Annotated in this window: 14 protein-coding genes; 1 reads left to right on the top strand and 13 read right to left on the bottom strand. The window is 73.2% G+C overall.

The window, feature by feature from the left end:
• Positions 1-95: 95 nt before the first annotated feature.
• The gene (locus ACZ6TD_RS35875) at positions 96-392 is read left to right on the top strand and encodes a hypothetical protein (protein WP_471344782.1); all 297 of its coding nucleotides are present in this window, start codon (positions 96-98) and stop codon (positions 390-392) included.
• A gap of 187 nt (positions 393-579) precedes the next feature.
• Here the strand turns inward: ACZ6TD_RS35875 and der are convergent, their stop codons facing one another.
• The 13 genes from der to ACZ6TD_RS35810 form a co-directional block, all read right to left on the bottom strand.
• Positions 580-2,043 carry a ribosome biogenesis GTPase Der gene (gene der, locus ACZ6TD_RS35870; protein WP_471344780.1) on the bottom strand — a complete coding sequence of 488 codons (1,464 nt, stop codon included), beginning with the start codon at positions 2,041-2,043 and terminating at the stop codon, positions 580-582.
• Between the two features lie 55 nt (positions 2,044-2,098).
• Positions 2,099-2,812, bottom strand: coding sequence for a lysophospholipid acyltransferase family protein (locus ACZ6TD_RS35865; RefSeq protein ID WP_471344778.1), 714 nt, complete (start codon positions 2,810-2,812; stop codon positions 2,099-2,101).
• The gene (gene cmk, locus ACZ6TD_RS35860; RefSeq protein WP_471344776.1) at positions 2,770-3,474 is read right to left on the bottom strand and encodes a (d)CMP kinase; all 705 of its coding nucleotides are present in this window, start codon (positions 3,472-3,474) and stop codon (positions 2,770-2,772) included. The genes ACZ6TD_RS35865 and cmk overlap by 43 nt, the downstream gene beginning before the upstream one ends.
• Before the next feature lie 149 nt (positions 3,475-3,623).
• On the bottom strand, positions 3,624-4,709 hold the full coding sequence (locus ACZ6TD_RS35855; RefSeq protein ID WP_471344774.1) for a prephenate dehydrogenase: 1,086 nt from the start codon (positions 4,707-4,709) through the stop codon (positions 3,624-3,626).
• Complete coding sequence (gene aroH / locus ACZ6TD_RS35850; RefSeq protein ID WP_470006285.1) at positions 4,706-5,068, bottom strand: chorismate mutase; 363 nt, start codon at positions 5,066-5,068, stop codon at positions 4,706-4,708. Before aroH ends, ACZ6TD_RS35855 begins: the two co-directional genes overlap by 4 nt.
• Positions 5,069-5,256: 188 nt before the next feature.
• Complete coding sequence (locus tag ACZ6TD_RS35845) at positions 5,257-6,372, bottom strand: pseudouridine synthase (protein WP_471344772.1); 1,116 nt, start codon at positions 6,370-6,372, stop codon at positions 5,257-5,259.
• 40 nt (positions 6,373-6,412) lie between these two features.
• Positions 6,413-7,069, bottom strand: a complete 657-nt coding sequence (gene scpB / locus ACZ6TD_RS35840) for an SMC-Scp complex subunit ScpB (RefSeq protein WP_471344770.1) — start codon at positions 7,067-7,069, stop codon at positions 6,413-6,415.
• A complete protein-coding gene (locus tag ACZ6TD_RS35835) occupies positions 7,066-8,601 on the bottom strand; it encodes a segregation and condensation protein A (RefSeq protein ID WP_471344768.1) in 1,536 nt (511 codons plus the stop codon). The genes scpB and ACZ6TD_RS35835 overlap by 4 nt, the downstream gene beginning before the upstream one ends.
• 68 nt (positions 8,602-8,669) lie before the next feature.
• Entirely contained in the window at positions 8,670-9,251 is a 582-nt protein-coding gene (locus ACZ6TD_RS35830; protein ID WP_471344766.1) for a hypothetical protein, read from the bottom strand.
• Positions 9,236-10,252 carry a ParA family protein gene (locus ACZ6TD_RS35825; RefSeq protein ID WP_020872375.1) on the bottom strand — a complete coding sequence of 339 codons (1,017 nt, stop codon included), beginning with the start codon at positions 10,250-10,252 and terminating at the stop codon, positions 9,236-9,238. Before ACZ6TD_RS35825 ends, ACZ6TD_RS35830 begins: the two co-directional genes overlap by 16 nt.
• A 561-nt stretch (positions 10,253-10,813) precedes the next feature.
• Positions 10,814-11,929, bottom strand: a complete 1,116-nt coding sequence (ald, locus tag ACZ6TD_RS35820; protein WP_471358343.1) for an alanine dehydrogenase — start codon at positions 11,927-11,929, stop codon at positions 10,814-10,816.
• A gap of 225 nt (positions 11,930-12,154) precedes the next feature.
• A complete protein-coding gene (locus ACZ6TD_RS35815) occupies positions 12,155-14,395 on the bottom strand; it encodes a tetratricopeptide repeat protein (RefSeq protein ID WP_471344765.1) in 2,241 nt (746 codons plus the stop codon).
• Positions 14,396-14,559: 164 nt separating this feature from the next.
• Positions 14,560-15,186, bottom strand: coding sequence for an NUDIX domain-containing protein (locus ACZ6TD_RS35810; protein ID WP_471344764.1), 627 nt, complete (start codon positions 15,184-15,186; stop codon positions 14,560-14,562).
• Between the last annotated feature and the right edge of the window lie 74 nt (positions 15,187-15,260).

The following is a 15,260-nucleotide window of genomic DNA, read 5'->3' as shown; positions in this document are numbered from 1 at the left end:
CGATGCCGCATCCGACGGGCGGCCGGGTCGTTGGCACATACGTGCACGCATACGACCTCTCCTACCGTTCCCCCTCATACGGCTGCATTCCGGCCATGCGCCCCGCGCTGGAGGCAGCGCACGATCCCTGGCGCCACTCCGCCACACCGATCTACGACGCGTTGTACGCGGAGTACCGCAGGCTGTTCCGGGCGCTGCCCGGTGACCGCTCGGACGAGGAGAACATGGAGTTCGTGGCGTTCGCCGCCATCGGCCAGCCCCGGGGCCTCGTCAGCGGCTACGGCCGCCCGGACGGGCACGGCGGCTCCTGGCACACCGACGAGCTGTACTACCGCGGCTATGTCCCCGCGCTCCCGCCCGGCCGCGGCGAGGAGCGGGGGCACACGTACTGACGCGAGTGCCGTCGCGCGCGTCCGGCGGGCCGGAACCCGACCCGCCGCTGAGCGCGGCGAACTCAGCCGACCCGCCCCGCCGGACGGCGAGTCCGCGGCGCGAGCCCCCCGGCGCGGCCGCCGCTCCGTCTGGCGACGGCGCCGCCGTTGCGTCCCGCGACCGCGCCGCCGCTACTTCTTCCCGCCGCTACTTCTTACGGCCGCGCTTCTCGCGCACCCGCACCGAGATCTGCAGCGGCGTCCCCTCGAAGCCGAACTCCTCGCGCAGCCGCCGCTCGATGAAGCGGCGGTAGCCCGCCTCCAGGAAGCCCGAGGCGAAGAGCACGAACCGCGGCGGCCGGGTCCCGGCCTGCGTCCCGAAGAGGATCCGCGGCTGCTTGCCGCCCCGGATCGGATGCGGATGGGAGGCGACGATCTCGCCGAGGAAGGAGTTGAGCCGCCCGGTCGGGACGCGGGTCTCCCAGCCGGCCAGCGCCGTCTCGATCGCCGGGACCAGCTTCTCCATGTGGCGGCCGGTGCGGGCCGAGACATTGACCCGCGGCGCCCACTGGATCTGCCCCAGCTCGGTCTCGATCTCGCGCTCGAGGTAGTAGCGGCGCTCCTCGTCCAGGGTGTCCCACTTGTTGTACGCGATGACGAGCGCGCGCCCGGCCTCGACGGCCATCGAGAGGATCCGCTGGTCCTGGACGCTGATGGACTCGCTCGCGTCGATCAGTACCACCGCGACCTCCGCCTTCTCCACGGCGGCCGCGGTGCGCAGCGAGGCGTAGTAGTCGGCGCCCTCCTGGAGGTGGACCCGGCGGCGGATACCGGCGGTGTCGACGAACTTCCAGGTGATGCCGCCGAGTTCGATCATCTCGTCGACCGGGTCGCGGGTGGTGCCCGCCATCTCGTTGACGACCACCCGCTCCTCTCCCGCGACCTTGTTGAGCAGCGAGGACTTGCCCACGTTCGGGCGGCCGATCAGGGCGATCCGGCGCGGTCCGCCGAGCGTGGCCCCGAAGGTCTGGGCCGGGGCCTCGGGCAGCGCCTCCAGGACCGCGTCGAGCATGTCGCCGGTGCCGCGGCCGTGCAGCGCGGAGACCGCGTACGGCTCGCCGAGGCCGAGCGACCACAGCATCGCGGCATCGGCCTCGCCGCTGGGCCCGTCGACCTTGTTGGCGCACAGCACCACGGGCTTTCCGGCCCGGCGCAGCAGCTTGACCACGGCCTCGTCGGTGTCGGTGGCGCCCACCGTGGCGTCCACGACGAAGACCACCGCGTCGGCGGCCTCGATCGCGAACTCGGCCTGGGCGGCCACGGACGCGTCGATGCCGAGCACGTCCTGCTCCCAGCCGCCGGTGTCGACCACCTTGAAGCGGCGGCCGGACCACTCGGCCTCGTAGGTCACCCGGTCGCGGGTGACGCCGGGGCGGTCCTCCACGACCGCCTCCCGGCGGCCGAGGATGCGGTTCACCAGGGTGGACTTGCCGACGTTGGGGCGGCCGACGACGGCCAGCACCGGCAGCGGGCCATGCCCCGCCGCGGCCAGGTCGCCCTCGACCTCCGCCGGGTCGAAGCCCTCTTGCGCGGCGAGCTCCATGAACTCCGCGTACTCGGCGTCGCCAAGCTCCCCGTGCTCGTCGCCGCCGCTGTGGATCTGGTCGTTCATGAAGATTTCCTCGTCGTCCCTCAGTACCGCGCACCGCCCCTGGGGGCTCGCGGGTCTATGTCTGTTCCGGGCGGCCGGTGAGCCGCCTGGCGGTATCCAGATGCGTGGCCAGCCGCTTCTGGATGCGCTCGGTGGCCTGGTCCAGGGCCGCCCGCGTCCGCCTGCCGCTGCCGTCCCCCGCCTCGAACGGGTCGCCGAACACCACGTCGACCCTGCTGCGCAGCCGGGGCAGCGCCCTGGACCGGCCGTCGTCGCGCGGGGTGGCGGTGCCGAACACCGCCACCGGCACGATCGGCGCGCCGGAGCGCACCGCGAAGTACGCGAGCCCCGAGCGCAGCGAGGCGAAGTCGCCGTCGCCCCGGGTCCCCTCCGGGAAGATCCCGAGCACCCCGCCGCGTTCCAGCACCCCCAGCGCCTGGCCGATCGCGGCGCGGTCGGCGCTCGTACGGTCCACCTTGAGCTGCCCGAGGGCGAGCAGGAACGGGTCCAGCGGGCCGACGAACGCCTCCTTCTTGACCAGGAAGTGCACCGGCCGCGGCGACGTCCCGATCAGCATCGGGCCGTCGATGTTGTGGGAGTGGTTCCCCGCGAGGATGACGGGCCCGGCGGACGGGATCCGCCACGCGCCCAGCACCCGCGGCCGCCACAGCCCGTACATCAGACCGATGCCGATCCGGCGCGCCACGGCGGCCCCGGAGGGGCTGGGCAAGGTCCCGTCGGTGGCGCTCACGCGGCCGTCCGCTTCTCCTCGACGAGAGTGACCACGCACTCGATGACCTGGTCGAGGGTGAGCTCGGAGGTGTCCACCTCGACCGCGTCGTCCGCCTTGGCCAGCGGCGAGGTCTTGCGGCCGGAGTCCAGGGCGTCCCGCTTGGCCAGCGCGGCCTGGGTGGCGGCCAGGTCGGCGGCCTCCTTGCCCTTCAGCTCACCGCTGCGGCGGGCCGCCCGGACCTCCGGGGAGGCGGTCAGGAAGATCTTGAGGTCGGCGTCCGGGAGGACCGTGGTGCCGATGTCGCGGCCCTCGACCACGATGCCGCGCGGCGCCTCGGCGGCGATGGTCCGCTGGAGCTCGGTGATCACGGCCCGCACCTCGGGCACCGCGCTGACCGCGCTGACCCGCGAGGTGACCTCCTGGGTGCGGATCGGCCCGGAGACGTCGGTGCCGTCGACGGTGATCGTCGGGTTGGCCGGGTCGGTGCCGGAGACGATGGCGGGCTTGCCCGCGGCGTCGGCCACGGCCACGGCGTCCTCGACGTCGATGCCGTTGGCCACCATCCACCAGGTGATCGCCCGGTACTGGGCGCCGGTGTCCAGGTAGCCCAGGCCCAGCTTGGCGGCGACGGCCTTCGAGGTACTGGACTTGCCCGTGCCTGCGGGCCCGTCGATCGCGACAATCACTGCTGCCGGGGCGGTCCGGGCGGCGGTTTCCACGGTGACAGACACCTTTCGTGTGCACGGGGCTGAGTTGAACGGGCCATGTGAGCCTCGGACAAGGTTACTGGCTTCCTCCGGGCGGCTACGCACCGCTGGGCCCCGGCCCCAGCCCCGGGGTCGTGGGCGGTGGGCGGTCCGCTCCGCCGCTACTGCCGGATGGACCATCCCCGCTCCCGCAGGGCCTGGGTGAGCCCCGGGGCCACCGAGGGCTCGACCACCAGCTGGATCAGACCGGCCTGCTGCCCGGTGGCGTGCTCGATCCGGACGTCCTCGATGTTGACACCCGCCCGGCCCGCGTCGGCGAAGATCCGGGCCAGCTCGCCCGGCTGGTCGCCGATGAGCACCGTCACGGTCTCATAGACGGCAGAGGCCGCGCCGTGCTTGCCCGGCACCCGCTCGCGTCCGGCGTTGCCCCGGCGCAGCACGTCCTCGATCCCGGCCGCGCCGTCGCCGCGCTTGGCCTCGTCGGCGGACTGGAGCGCGCGCAGCGCCCGTACCGTCTCGTCGAGATCGGCGGCGACGGCGGCGAGCACATCGGCCACCGGGCCGGGGTTGGCGGAGAGGATGTCGATCCACATGGCGGGGTCGGAGGCCGCGATCCGGGTGACGTCGCGGATGCCCTGCCCGCACAGCCGCACCGCCGTCTCATCGGCGTCCTGGAGCCGCGCGGCGACCATGCTGGACAGCAGGTGGGGGGTGTGCGAGACGAGCGCCACCGCCCGGTCGTGGGCCTCGTCCTCCATCACCACGGGCACCGCCCGGCACAGCGCGACCAGCTCGAGCGCGAGGTTGAGCACCTCGGTGTCGGTGCCGCCGGTGGGTGTGAGCACCCAGGGCCGCCCCTCGAAGAGGTCGGCGGTGGCGGCCAGCGGCCCTGAGCGCTCCCGGCCCGCCATCGGGTGCGTGCCGATGTAGCGGGTCAGATCGCAGCCGAGGGCCTCCAGCTCACGGCGCGGGCCGCCCTTGACGCTCGCGACGTCCAGGACGCCGCGGGCCAGCCCGCGGCGCAGCACATCGGCCACCGTCGCCGCCACGTACGCCGGGGGCACGGCGACGATCGCCAGGTCCACGGGCCCCTCGGGCTGCCCTTGCGTCCCGGCGCCGCGCGCCTCGGCGGTGCGCGCCTGGGCCGCGTCGTGGTCGGAGAGGTGCACCTGGACGCCACGGCCGGCCAGGGCCAGCGCGGCGGAGGTGCCGATCAGGCCGGTGCCGATGACGAGGGCGGTTCTCATTGGGCGATGTCCTTGCGGAGGGAAGCGGCGGCGCCGAGGTAGACATGGGCGACGTCGGACTTGGACAGGGAGGTCTCGACATGCGCCAGGATGCGGACGACGCGCGGCATGGCCCCTTGTATGTCCAGCTCCTGGGCGCAGATCAGCGGTACGTCGGTGATGCCCAGCTTGCGGGCGGCGACCGCCGGGAAGTCGCTGTGCAGATCGGGGGTGGCCGTGAACCACACGCTGATCAGGTCGTCGGGGTCGAGGGCGTTCCGCTCCAGGATGGCGGTCAGCAACGCGGAGACCTGCTCACGCATGTGCTCCGGCTCGTCCCGGTCCAGCTGGACGGCCCCGCGGACCGCTCGTACCGCCACGTCTCGCTCCCCTGTGCGCGCTGTGCCTGTCGTGCGTCGGGCGCGGCCGCGTCATTCGGCCACGCTCCCGATCAGCGTAACGAGCGGGTCCGACAGGCTCCCGGGGCGACCGCTGGGCGAGACGCGACGGCCACGGACGACGCGGCGGCCCGCTGACGGCCGGGGCCGTCAGCGATCCACGGCCACGGTCAGAGGTCGACCTCGCGCATGAGCATGCCGACCTCGGTGTTGGTCAGCCGGCGCAGCCAGCCGGACTTCTGGTCGCCGAGCGCGATCGGGCCGAAGGCCGTCCGCACCAGCTTGTCGACCGGGAAGCCGGCCTCGGCGAGCATCCGCCGCACGATGTGCTTGCGGCCCTCGTGCAGGCTCACCTCGACCAGATAGTTCTTGCCGGTGTTCTGCACCACCCGGAAGTGGTCGGCGCGGGCGTAGCCGTCCTCCAACTGGATACCGTTCTTGAGCTGCTTGCCCAGGTCGCGCGGGAGCGGGCCCTGGATGGCGGCGAGATAGGTCTTCCGCACGCCGTAGCGGGGGTGGGTGAGGCGGTGGGCCAGCTCGCCGTGGTTGGTGAGCAGGATGATGCCCTCGGTCTCGGTGTCGAGGCGGCCGACGTGGAAGAGCCGGGTCTCGCGGTTGGTCACGTAGTCGCCCAGGCACTGGCGGCCGTCGGGGTCCTCCATGGTGGAGACGACACCGGCGGGCTTGTTCAGCGCGAAGAAGAGGTACGACTGCGTGGCCACGGTCAGCCCGTCGACCTTGATCTCGTCCTTCTCGGGGTCGACGCGCAGCCCCTGCTCGGTCACGATCTTGCCGTTGACCTCGACCCGGGCCTGGTCGATCAGGTCCTCACAGGCGCGGCGCGAGCCCATGCCGGCGCGGGCGAGGACCTTCTGGAGCCGCTCACCCTCCGGCTCGCCGAACGTCTTGGGCAGCTTGACCCGCGGCTTGTCGTGGCGGGCGCGGTTGCGCTCCTCTATCTGCGCCTCGTACTCGCGCGGACGGGCCGGGCCCGGCTTGCGGCCACGGCCGCCGCCACCGCCCTTGGGACCGCCGCCCTTGGGGCCGCCGCCCTGGGAGCCCGTCCTGGGGCCGCCCTGGGAGCCCTGGGAGCCCTTGGGGCCGCCCTGGGAGCCCTTGGGGCCCCCCTTGGGACCCGCCTTGGGACCGCCGCCCACGTCGTAGCGGCGCTCTTCGGGGCGGGGGCGGCCGGCGCGCTGCTGCTGCTCGTCGCGCCGGTTCCCCGCGCCCCGGTAGTTCTTGCCGCCGCTACCGCTGCCCCTGCTGTTCCTGCCGCTGCTTCGCATCAAGTTTCCGTCTGAGAGTGGCCGCTGTCGGCTCGGTGTGCTACGTCGTCGTGCGTTCTGTGTCGTCCTGCGCGTCATCGGCGTCGATGGCGTCCGGATCGAACGACGGCACGCCCTCCTGGGACTCGCCCTCGACCGCGTCCGCCTCGGGGAGGAACGGCGCGAGCTCCGGGAGCTCGTCCAGCCCCCGCAGGCCCATCCGCTCCAGGAAGTAGTTCGTCGTCCTGTACAGGATCGCACCTGTTTCGGGTTCCATGCCCGCCTCCTCGACCAGGCCCCGCTGGAGGAGGGTCCGCATCACGCCATCGCAGTTGACGCCGCGGACGGCCGAGACGCGGGAACGGCTGACCGGCTGACGGTACGCGACCACCGCGAGGGTTTCCAAAGCGGCCTGGGTGAGCCGGGCCTGCTGGCCGTCCAGGACGAACCCCTCGACGGCGGCGGCGTAGGCCGGGCGCGTGTAGTAGCGCCAGCCGCCCGCGACCAGCCGCAGCTCGAAGCCCCGGCCCTGCGTCGCGTACTCGTCGGCCAGCTCGCGCAGCGCGTCCGCGACGGCGCGGCGCGGCCGCTGGAGGACCTTGGCGAGGTGCTCCTCGGTGGCGGGCTCGTCGACGACCATGAGGACGGCCTCCAGGGCGGGCTTGAGGTCCAGCTCGGCGACCTCGGAGAGCCCGGCGGGTGTCGGCTGCTCGCTCAACTCGCTACCTCCTCCTTCTCCTTCTCGGGCTCCTTACGGGGCTTGGCCTCCTGGTCGAACTCGTCGGTGACCAGTGGCCGCTGACCCGCCTCGCCCGTCCAGCGGACCATGAGCGACCCGAGCGCCTCCGGCTGGTCCAGGAGGACCGCGCGCTCGCGGTAGAGCTCCAGGAGCGCCAGGAAGCGCGCGACGACCGTAAGGACGTCGGGAGCGTCCTCGGTGAGCGCGGCGAAGGTGGCCTCCCCCAGCTCCCGCAGCCGCGCGACCACCACCTCGGCCTGCTCCCGGACGCTGACCAGCGGGGTGTGGATGTGGTCGACGTAGACCTGCGGCTTGGGCTTGGGCTGCATCGCCTTGACGGCCAGCCTGGCGAAGCCCTCGGGACCGATGCTGATGACGACGTCGGGGAGCAGCTCGGCGTGGTGCGGCTCCAGGCCGACGGTACGGGGGTGCCGGGCGGCCTCGGCGGTCAGCCGGTCGTTGAAGATGTCCGCGATCTGCTTGTACGCGCGGTACTGGAGCAGCCGGGCGAAGAGCAGATCGCGGGCCTCCAGCAGCGCCAGGTCCGCCTCGTCCTCGACCTCGGCGGCGGGCAGCAGCCGGGCCGCCTTGAGGTCCAGCAGGGTCGCCGCGACGACGAGGAACTCGGTGGTCTGGTCGAGGTCCCAGTCCGGCCCCATGGCGCGGATATGGGCCATGAACTCGTCGGTGACCTTGGAGAGGGCCACTTCGGTGACGTCCAGTTTGTGCTTGGAGATCAGTTGGAGGAGGAGGTCGAAGGGCCCCTCGAAGTTGTCCAGCCGCACGGTGAAGCGATTGCCACCGTCCTCGGCCGGCCCCTCGCCCTGACCGCCCCCACCGCTCGCCGCGGCCCCGTCACCCGCCTCGGTCCCACCGCCGGCACCGGCCCCGCTAGTCGCCTCGGTCCCGTCACCCGTATCAGCCTCGTTGGCCGCCGCACCGGCCGCCTCACCGCCGTGCCCGCCCGCGGGGGCCACCACATCGAGGGTGGCCCGCGCGTGCACCGGCTCCGGCTCGTCCGCCGACGCCCCCTTACGGCCGCGCCCACCGCCCGCGCCCCGCCGCGCGTCCGGGGCAGCGGCCCCGGCCGTCGCCGGGGACGGCTCGGGCTCGGCGTCCGGCGCCGTGAGTTCCTCCGAGGCGGCCTCACGCGCCCCGGGCGAGGCGGACGGTCCAGCGGTGGCCTCGGGCGCCGCCTGGGCGCCGTCCAGCCGCTCTCCGGCCGCCGGAGGCGAGGTGGGCTCGGCCGTCGCCGTCGCAGCGGCGGCCTCCGCCGCCGTGCGCGGGACGGGCTCGCTGCCCGGTGCGAGGCGCTCCTCTTCGGTGGTGTCCGGTTCGGTGGTGTCCGGCCGCGGGGCCGGGGCCTCCGAGGCGGGGGGCGGCGCGTCGCGATCCCGCGTGGGCGCGGTGGACCGGTCCGGACCCGTCGCGGCCGACGCCGTGCCGGGGCCCCGGCCGAGGGTCCGGCGGGAGGGGCGGGGCGGCGGGGTGGGGGTGTCGTTCGTCGGCATCGCGGTCCAGGGTGCTCAGGGCCGGGCGGGGCAGCCCGTACGACCGGGCAGGCTATCGCCCGGCCCGGTCAACGGCCGCGGAGGCGGCGCACCAGGATGCTCGCGTCGCCGCGCGACTCGAGGTCGGCGAGGACGACCGCGACCGCCTCGCGGACGATCCGGCCGCGGTCGACGGCGAGCCCATGCTCGCCGCGGAGCACCAGACGCGCGTGCTCGAGGTCCATCAGCTCCTCGGCGGAGACGTAGACCGTGATCTTCTCGTCGTGGCGCTCGCGCCCGCTGGGCCTGCGGTTCGCCGTACGGGCGCGGCGGCGGGCCGGGCCGTTCTGCTCGGCCGCGGCCGAACCGCCCTGGGCCTGGCGGCCCTTGGACCGGTCCCCGGTGGAGGGGCGGCGCTCGCCGATCGCGTCCTGGGAGGCCGCCTCCCGTCCCGTGTGTTCGCCCGAGCCGGACTGCTCACCGTCCGCGCGCTGCTCCTGCCCTTCGCGCGGCTCGGCGCCCGCGTCGGGATCGGCGGCGGGCGGGGGCACCCGAGGGCCCTCGCCGTTCGCCTGGCGGCGCCCGGCGGCGGGAGAGGAGGACTGGAGGCCCATCCCTCCCGTGGTGCGGAACAGTTCGTCGGCTCCCGGCAGACTCACTCGGCGTGACACCGGGCGAGCACCTCCCTGGCGAGCTGGCGATAGGCGGCGGCACCGACGGAGTTGGACGCGTACGTGGTGATCGGCTCACCCGCGACCGTGGTCTCGGGGAAGCGGACCGTACGGCCGATGACCGTGTGGTAGACGTGATCGTCGAACGCCTCGACCACGCGGGCGAGGACCTCACGGCTGTGCACGGTACGCGAGTCGTACATCGTGGCGAGGATGCCGTCCAGCTCCAGGTCGGGGTTGAGCCGCTCCTGGACCTTCTCGATCGTCTCCGTGAGCAACGCCACACCGCGCAGCGCGAAGAACTCGCACTCCAGCGGCACGATCACCTTGTGCGCGGCGGTCAGCGCGTTGACGGTGAGCAGACCGAGCGAGGGCTGGCAGTCGATGACGATGTAGTCGTAGTCGGCCATCAGCGGCTTGAGCGCGCGCTGGAGGGTCGACTCCCGGGCGACCTCGCTCACCAGCTGCACCTCGGCGGCCGACAAGTCGATATTGCTGGGCAGCAGGTCCATGTTGGGCACGGCCGTCTTCAGCAGCACCTCGTCGGCCGACATGCCCCGCTCCATGAGCAGGTTGTAGACCGTGAGGTCGAGCTCCATCGGGTTGACCCCGAGGCCGACCGACAGGGCGCCCTGCGGGTCGAAGTCGACGAGCAGGACCCGGCGGCCGTATTCGGCCAGGGCCGCGCCCAGGTTGATGGTGGAGGTGGTCTTGCCGACCCCGCCCTTCTGGTTGCACATCGCGATGATCTTCGCGGGACCGTGGTCGGTCAGCGGCCCGGGGATCGGGAAGTACGGCAGCGGACGCCCGGTGGGGCCGATCCGCTCGCGGCGCTGGCGGGCAGCGTCGGGCGCGAGCGTGGCCGCGTATTCGGGATCTGGCTCGTACTCCGCGTCCGGGTCGTAGAAGTGCCCGTCGGGGAGGTCGTCGTAGTCGGCGAAGCGGGCGGGATCCGTGCCCCCCTGGTCGCCGGCCATGGCGTTCACGTGATGGCCGTCCATGCTGTGGCTCTGGTGGGCTGTCGTCGGGCTCTGGTGGGTTGCGAAGGTACGGACAGCGACGGAGCCGACAGCCTCGAGCCCCGAGGGACCCTGGCCCCGCGCAGCCGATCCTGGTTGACCACCCCCGGGAGAAAATGTCGACTCATTCACAAGTCGTCCTACCTCCTTGGTGACCAGGAAATTTCTCTATAGGTCAGCGTGACACCATGCCGACGGTTGGCGACTCTATGGCGTGTCGGCGGTCCGCAGCAACACAATCCACCGGACACGGCACGATGTGTCGGCAATCGAACACCCCGATGTCAAGGGCGTGTGAACGGCGCCGCGGAGATTTCACCACCACATAAAGCGTCTGAATAGTTGCATTTAGGGCGAGTTGGCCGAACGGTGGTCCGCATGCGATACGGGGCACAGCGGACACACCTTCGGCCGGGCCTCGTCCTTCGACAAGACCCGGCCGGATGCCCGATGTTGACATGTGGTTGACGGTCCGGGTTGACCGTCCGGCAACCGGAGTTAACGGGCCCCCGGCGGCCGGGGCCGGTGAACTCCGGACGTCATTCAGCCGATCAGCGAGGCCAGTTCGACGACGGGCAGCTCGTGGGCCTCGGCGACCGGGCCGTAGACGACCTGACCCTCATGGGTGTTGAGCCCCTTGGCCAGCGCGGCGTCCCGGCGCAGCGCGTCCCGCCAGCCGCGGTTGGCCAGCTCCACGATGTACGGGAGCGTGGCGTTGGTGAGCGCGTGGGTGGAGGTGTTCGGCACCGCGCCGGGCATGTTGGCCACGCAGTAGAAGACCGAGTTGTGGACCTCGAAGGTCGGCTCGGCATGGGTGGTGGGACGGGAGTCCTCGAAGCAGCCGCCCTGGTCGATCGCGATGTCGACAAGGACACTTCCCGGCTTCATCCGGGACACCAGCTCGTTGGTGACCAGCTTGGGCGCCTTGGCGCCCGGGATGAGCACCGCGCCGATGACCAGGTCGGCGTCGAGGACGGCCTTCTCCAGCTCATAGGCGTTGGAGGCGATGGTCTGCACCCGGTTGCCGAAGATCCGGTCGGCCTCGCGCAGCTTGTTGATGTCCTTGTCGAGAAGGGTGACGTGGAAGCCCATGCCGATGGCGATCTGAGCGGCGTTCCACCCGGAGACGCCACCGCCGATGACGACGGCCCGCCCGGCGGCCACACCCGGGACCCCGCCGGGCAGCACACCGCGGCCGCCGGCCGAGCGCATCAGGTGGTACGCGCCGACCTGCGGCGCGATCCGGCCCGCGACCTCGGACATCGGCGCGAGCAGCGGCAGGGCGCGGTTCGCGGTCTCGACGGTCTCGTAGGCGATGGCGGTGGTGCCGGACTCCAGAAGCGCGTCGGTGCAGGCCCGGGAGGCGGCCAGGTGCAGATAGGTGAAGAGCGTCTGGTCCTTGCGCAGCCGGTGGTACTCCTCCGCGATGGGCTCCTTGACCTTCAGCAGCAGGTCGGCGGTGGCCCAGACCTCGTCGGCGGTGCCGAGGACGTGCGCACCGGCGGCGGTGTACTCCTCGTCCGTGATGGACGAGCCGAGGCCCGCACTCCGCTCGATGACGACCTCATGGCCGCCTCGGACCAGCTCGTGCACACCGGCGGGGGTGATGGCCACGCGGAACTCGTTGTTCTTGACCTCGCGGGGGATACCGACCTTCACGTCGATCACGGTCCTTGAATGGGGGAAAGGAACATATCGCCACAGCCCGCCACGGGCCGACACACCATCGACCATAGACAGGCAAACCGGAACGCGCGTCCGCATGCCGGAGACGACCGCAACAATCGCGGTACAGCCAGTCTAATGAAGGACGTCGCGCTGTCTAGCCTTGCAATGCATCAATCTTTTGGGAGACCACTACTGATTTCGTAGGTCGGCAGCGTTTCAGTCCCCACTCTGAGGTGACGGACCGGTGTCCTCCGCCTCGCCCGCCTCGATCCTCCGGGCGGTGCGTCGCAGCGACCGCGCCACCGCGGGGTCCCCGCCGAGCCGATCCACCGCGTCCGCCGCATGGCGCGCCAGCTCGGCGTGCAGTCCGGTGTCACCGCAGGTCCGAGCGGCCGCGGCGGTCTCCGCCCAGGTGCGCAGCGCCTCCCTCGGCCGTCCCGAGCGCTCCTGGGCCTCCGCGGTGCCGCTGAGCGCCCGGGCGTACCCCGGCCGGTCGCCCGCCCGGCGGCAGGCGGCCGCGGCGGCGCGCCAGTCGCGCAGCGCCTCGCCCCACCGCCCGGCGTAGCCGTGGACCGTGCCGAGCCGTGCGTACAGCCGGGCCGCCGCGGGCGTGTCGCGGCGGCTCAGCCGCAGCTCCAGGGCGCGTCCGTACCAGTCGGCCGCCCGGTGCCAGTCCTCCAGCGCCTGGTAGGTGCCGCCGATCGACTCCAGCGCACGGCCGGTTGTATACGGATCGCCCGAGGCGCGAGCGGCCTCCAGGGCGCTCTTGTAGCGGGCGAGGGCCTTGTCCACCCGGCCCGCACCGCCGTCCAGATCGCCGAGGTTCAGCAGCGCGGCCGCCCGCTCCACCGGCAGATCGCGGCGCCGGGCCACGTCCAGCACCAGCTGATGCAGCCCGTACAGCTCCACCGCCGCGCCCTCGAAGCCCCGGTGGGCGGTCAGGGCGTGGGTCAGCGCGGCCACCAACCGCCGTGCCAGGGTGTCGAGCTGACCGGTCTCCACGGCCATCCGGGCGGCCTCGATCAGCGTGGGCAGCCGCTCCTCCAGCCAGCCGGCCGCCTCCGCCGACGACGAAAACCGCAGCGGCTTCGGCATCCCGGCCAGCTTCTTCCGACCCGGCGAACCGGCGGGCTCGGCGGCCAGCCGGCAGGCGTGCAGCTGCCGTACGGCACGCTCCAGCATCCGCGCCCGCGCCAGCTCCACCTCCGCCGGGCGCTCCTCGGCAGCCAGCCGCTCCCGCAGCAGCGGATCGAGACAGCCGGGCACCAGGTAGCGGCCCGTGCCGCGCGGGCGCAGCATCCCGTACGCGGCGAAGCCCTCCAGCGCCGCCTCGCCGTCCGCCACCGAGCAGCCGGCCAGCGCGGAGGCGATCTGGGCGTCGGCCGATCCGCCGGGCGCCAGCACCAGCAGCCGCAGCATCCGGGCGGCGGCGGACGGCAGCGCGGCGTAGGCCAGCCGGAAGGCGCGGATCAGCGGGCGGGCGCCGTGATCGAGGTCGCCCTCGTCCGGCGGCAGTTCGCGCAGCCGGGCCAGGGCGTCGGCGACCGACGCCTGGGGGCGGGCGGCGAGCCAGCCGCCGACCAGGACGAGCGCCGCGGGCTGGCCCGCGCACTCCTCGACCAGGGACTGCGCGGCCACCGGATCGCAGGTGATCCGGGTGGGCCCGGTGTACTGCGCCAGCAGCCCGACCGCCGCGCTCACATCCAGCCCGCCCACGGTGCACGGCCGCACATCCGGCACCCCGGTCAGCGGGCCGCGCGAGACGGCGACCACCAAACAGCCGGGCTCGTCGGGCAGCAGCGCGTCCACCTGCTCGGCCCCGGCCACGTCATCGAGCAGCAGCAGCACCCGCTTGCCGTCGAGCGCCTCGCGCAGCGCCTCGCTCAGATCGTCCTCGTCCGCGCCCGGCGGGGCGCTCACGCCGAGCCGTCCGAGCAGCTCACGGGCGGTGCGCTCGGTGGGCACGGGGTCGCCGGCGGAGGTGGTCAGCCGGGCGCTCAGCACCCCGTCGGGGTAGTCGTCGGCGAGCCGCCGGGCGAGTTCCTCGGCCAGCGCCGTACGGCCCCAGCCGGGGCGGCCCGCGATCAGCAACACCCGGCTGCGGGCGGCCTTACGGCCGGCGAGGGTGTCCAGGCCCGCGCGCTCGATATCGGCCCGCAGCGAGAGCAGCTCCCGCCGCCGCCCGGCGAACCCCCGCCCCACCGAGGCGGCCGCCGCGAACAGCACGGCCCGGGTCGCCCCGCTCCACACCCCGCCGTCACTGGCGCCCGCGGCGGAGCGCCGTTGCCGCGGTGGGGTGCCGGAGGAGAAGGTCTCATCTTCCGGCGGGCGGCCGGGAGCGGATTCCGACGGGCGGTCGGGAGCGGACGAAGCGGATGAAGCGGACGCGGCGGGCGGCGGCTGCCGCTTCCCTGGGGCCGCCGGCTCCCCATCGGTGTCGACCGCCTGCTCCGCCACGGGCCCACTCCCGTCCACCTGCGCGTACGAGCCCCTTCGGCTCACTATGAGCGTAGTTCACTCCGCGTCAGGTACCCGGCACTCGCGGCCCACAGCACGGACCGAAAATCACTCCATCGGATCTTCACCGAGGCCGAGCGGGGCCCATGCGCCCCATCAGTGGTTCAGGCGTCGAAGGGCCGGGCGGGCCAGGAGGCGTCGGCGGGCCGGAGGGCGTCGAGGCCGTCGCCGGAGAGCGCCGCCCGCAGCGCCAGCGCGCCCGTCGCGAGGCAGGTGTTGTGCAGCTCGCCCGCGAGGGCGCCGCGCACCAGCTCCTCCAGGGACACCCGGGCGAGCTCCATGTCGGCCTCCTCCTCGGCGACCTCGAACCGCTCGCCCTCGGCCGCGGAGATCTCCCGGGCCAGGAAGATCCGCACGGCCTCGTCACAGCCGCCGGGCGAGGTGTAGAGGTCGATGAGGACCCGCCAGTCCTCGGCCTTGACGTGCGCCTCCTCGTACAGCTCCCGCTGGGCGGCGTGCAGCGGGTTCTCACCGGGGACGTCCAGGAGACCGGCCGGGATCTCCCACAGCCGCTGGCGGACCGGGTGCCGGTACTGCCGCAGCACGATCACGCGGTCGTCCCTGTCCAGGGCGAGGACGGCGACGGAGCCGGGGTGGACCTGGTAGTCGCGCTTGACCCGACTCCCGTCGGGCATCTCCACCTCGTCCGTGCGCACGCTCGTCTTGTTGCCGGTGAACGGCGTCGCGGTGGCGGTGACCGGCCATTCCTCGGGGGTGTCCTGGATGCGCATGCTTGCCTCAGCGTCCTTTCCGCGTGCGGTTGACGGGGCGGTGGGCCGCGCCGGCCGCCCGCCCCGTGCCAACC

The sequence above is a fragment of the Streptomyces yongxingensis genome (genome assembly GCF_055597465.1).
This window is presented reverse-complemented; position numbering and strand designations above follow the sequence as displayed.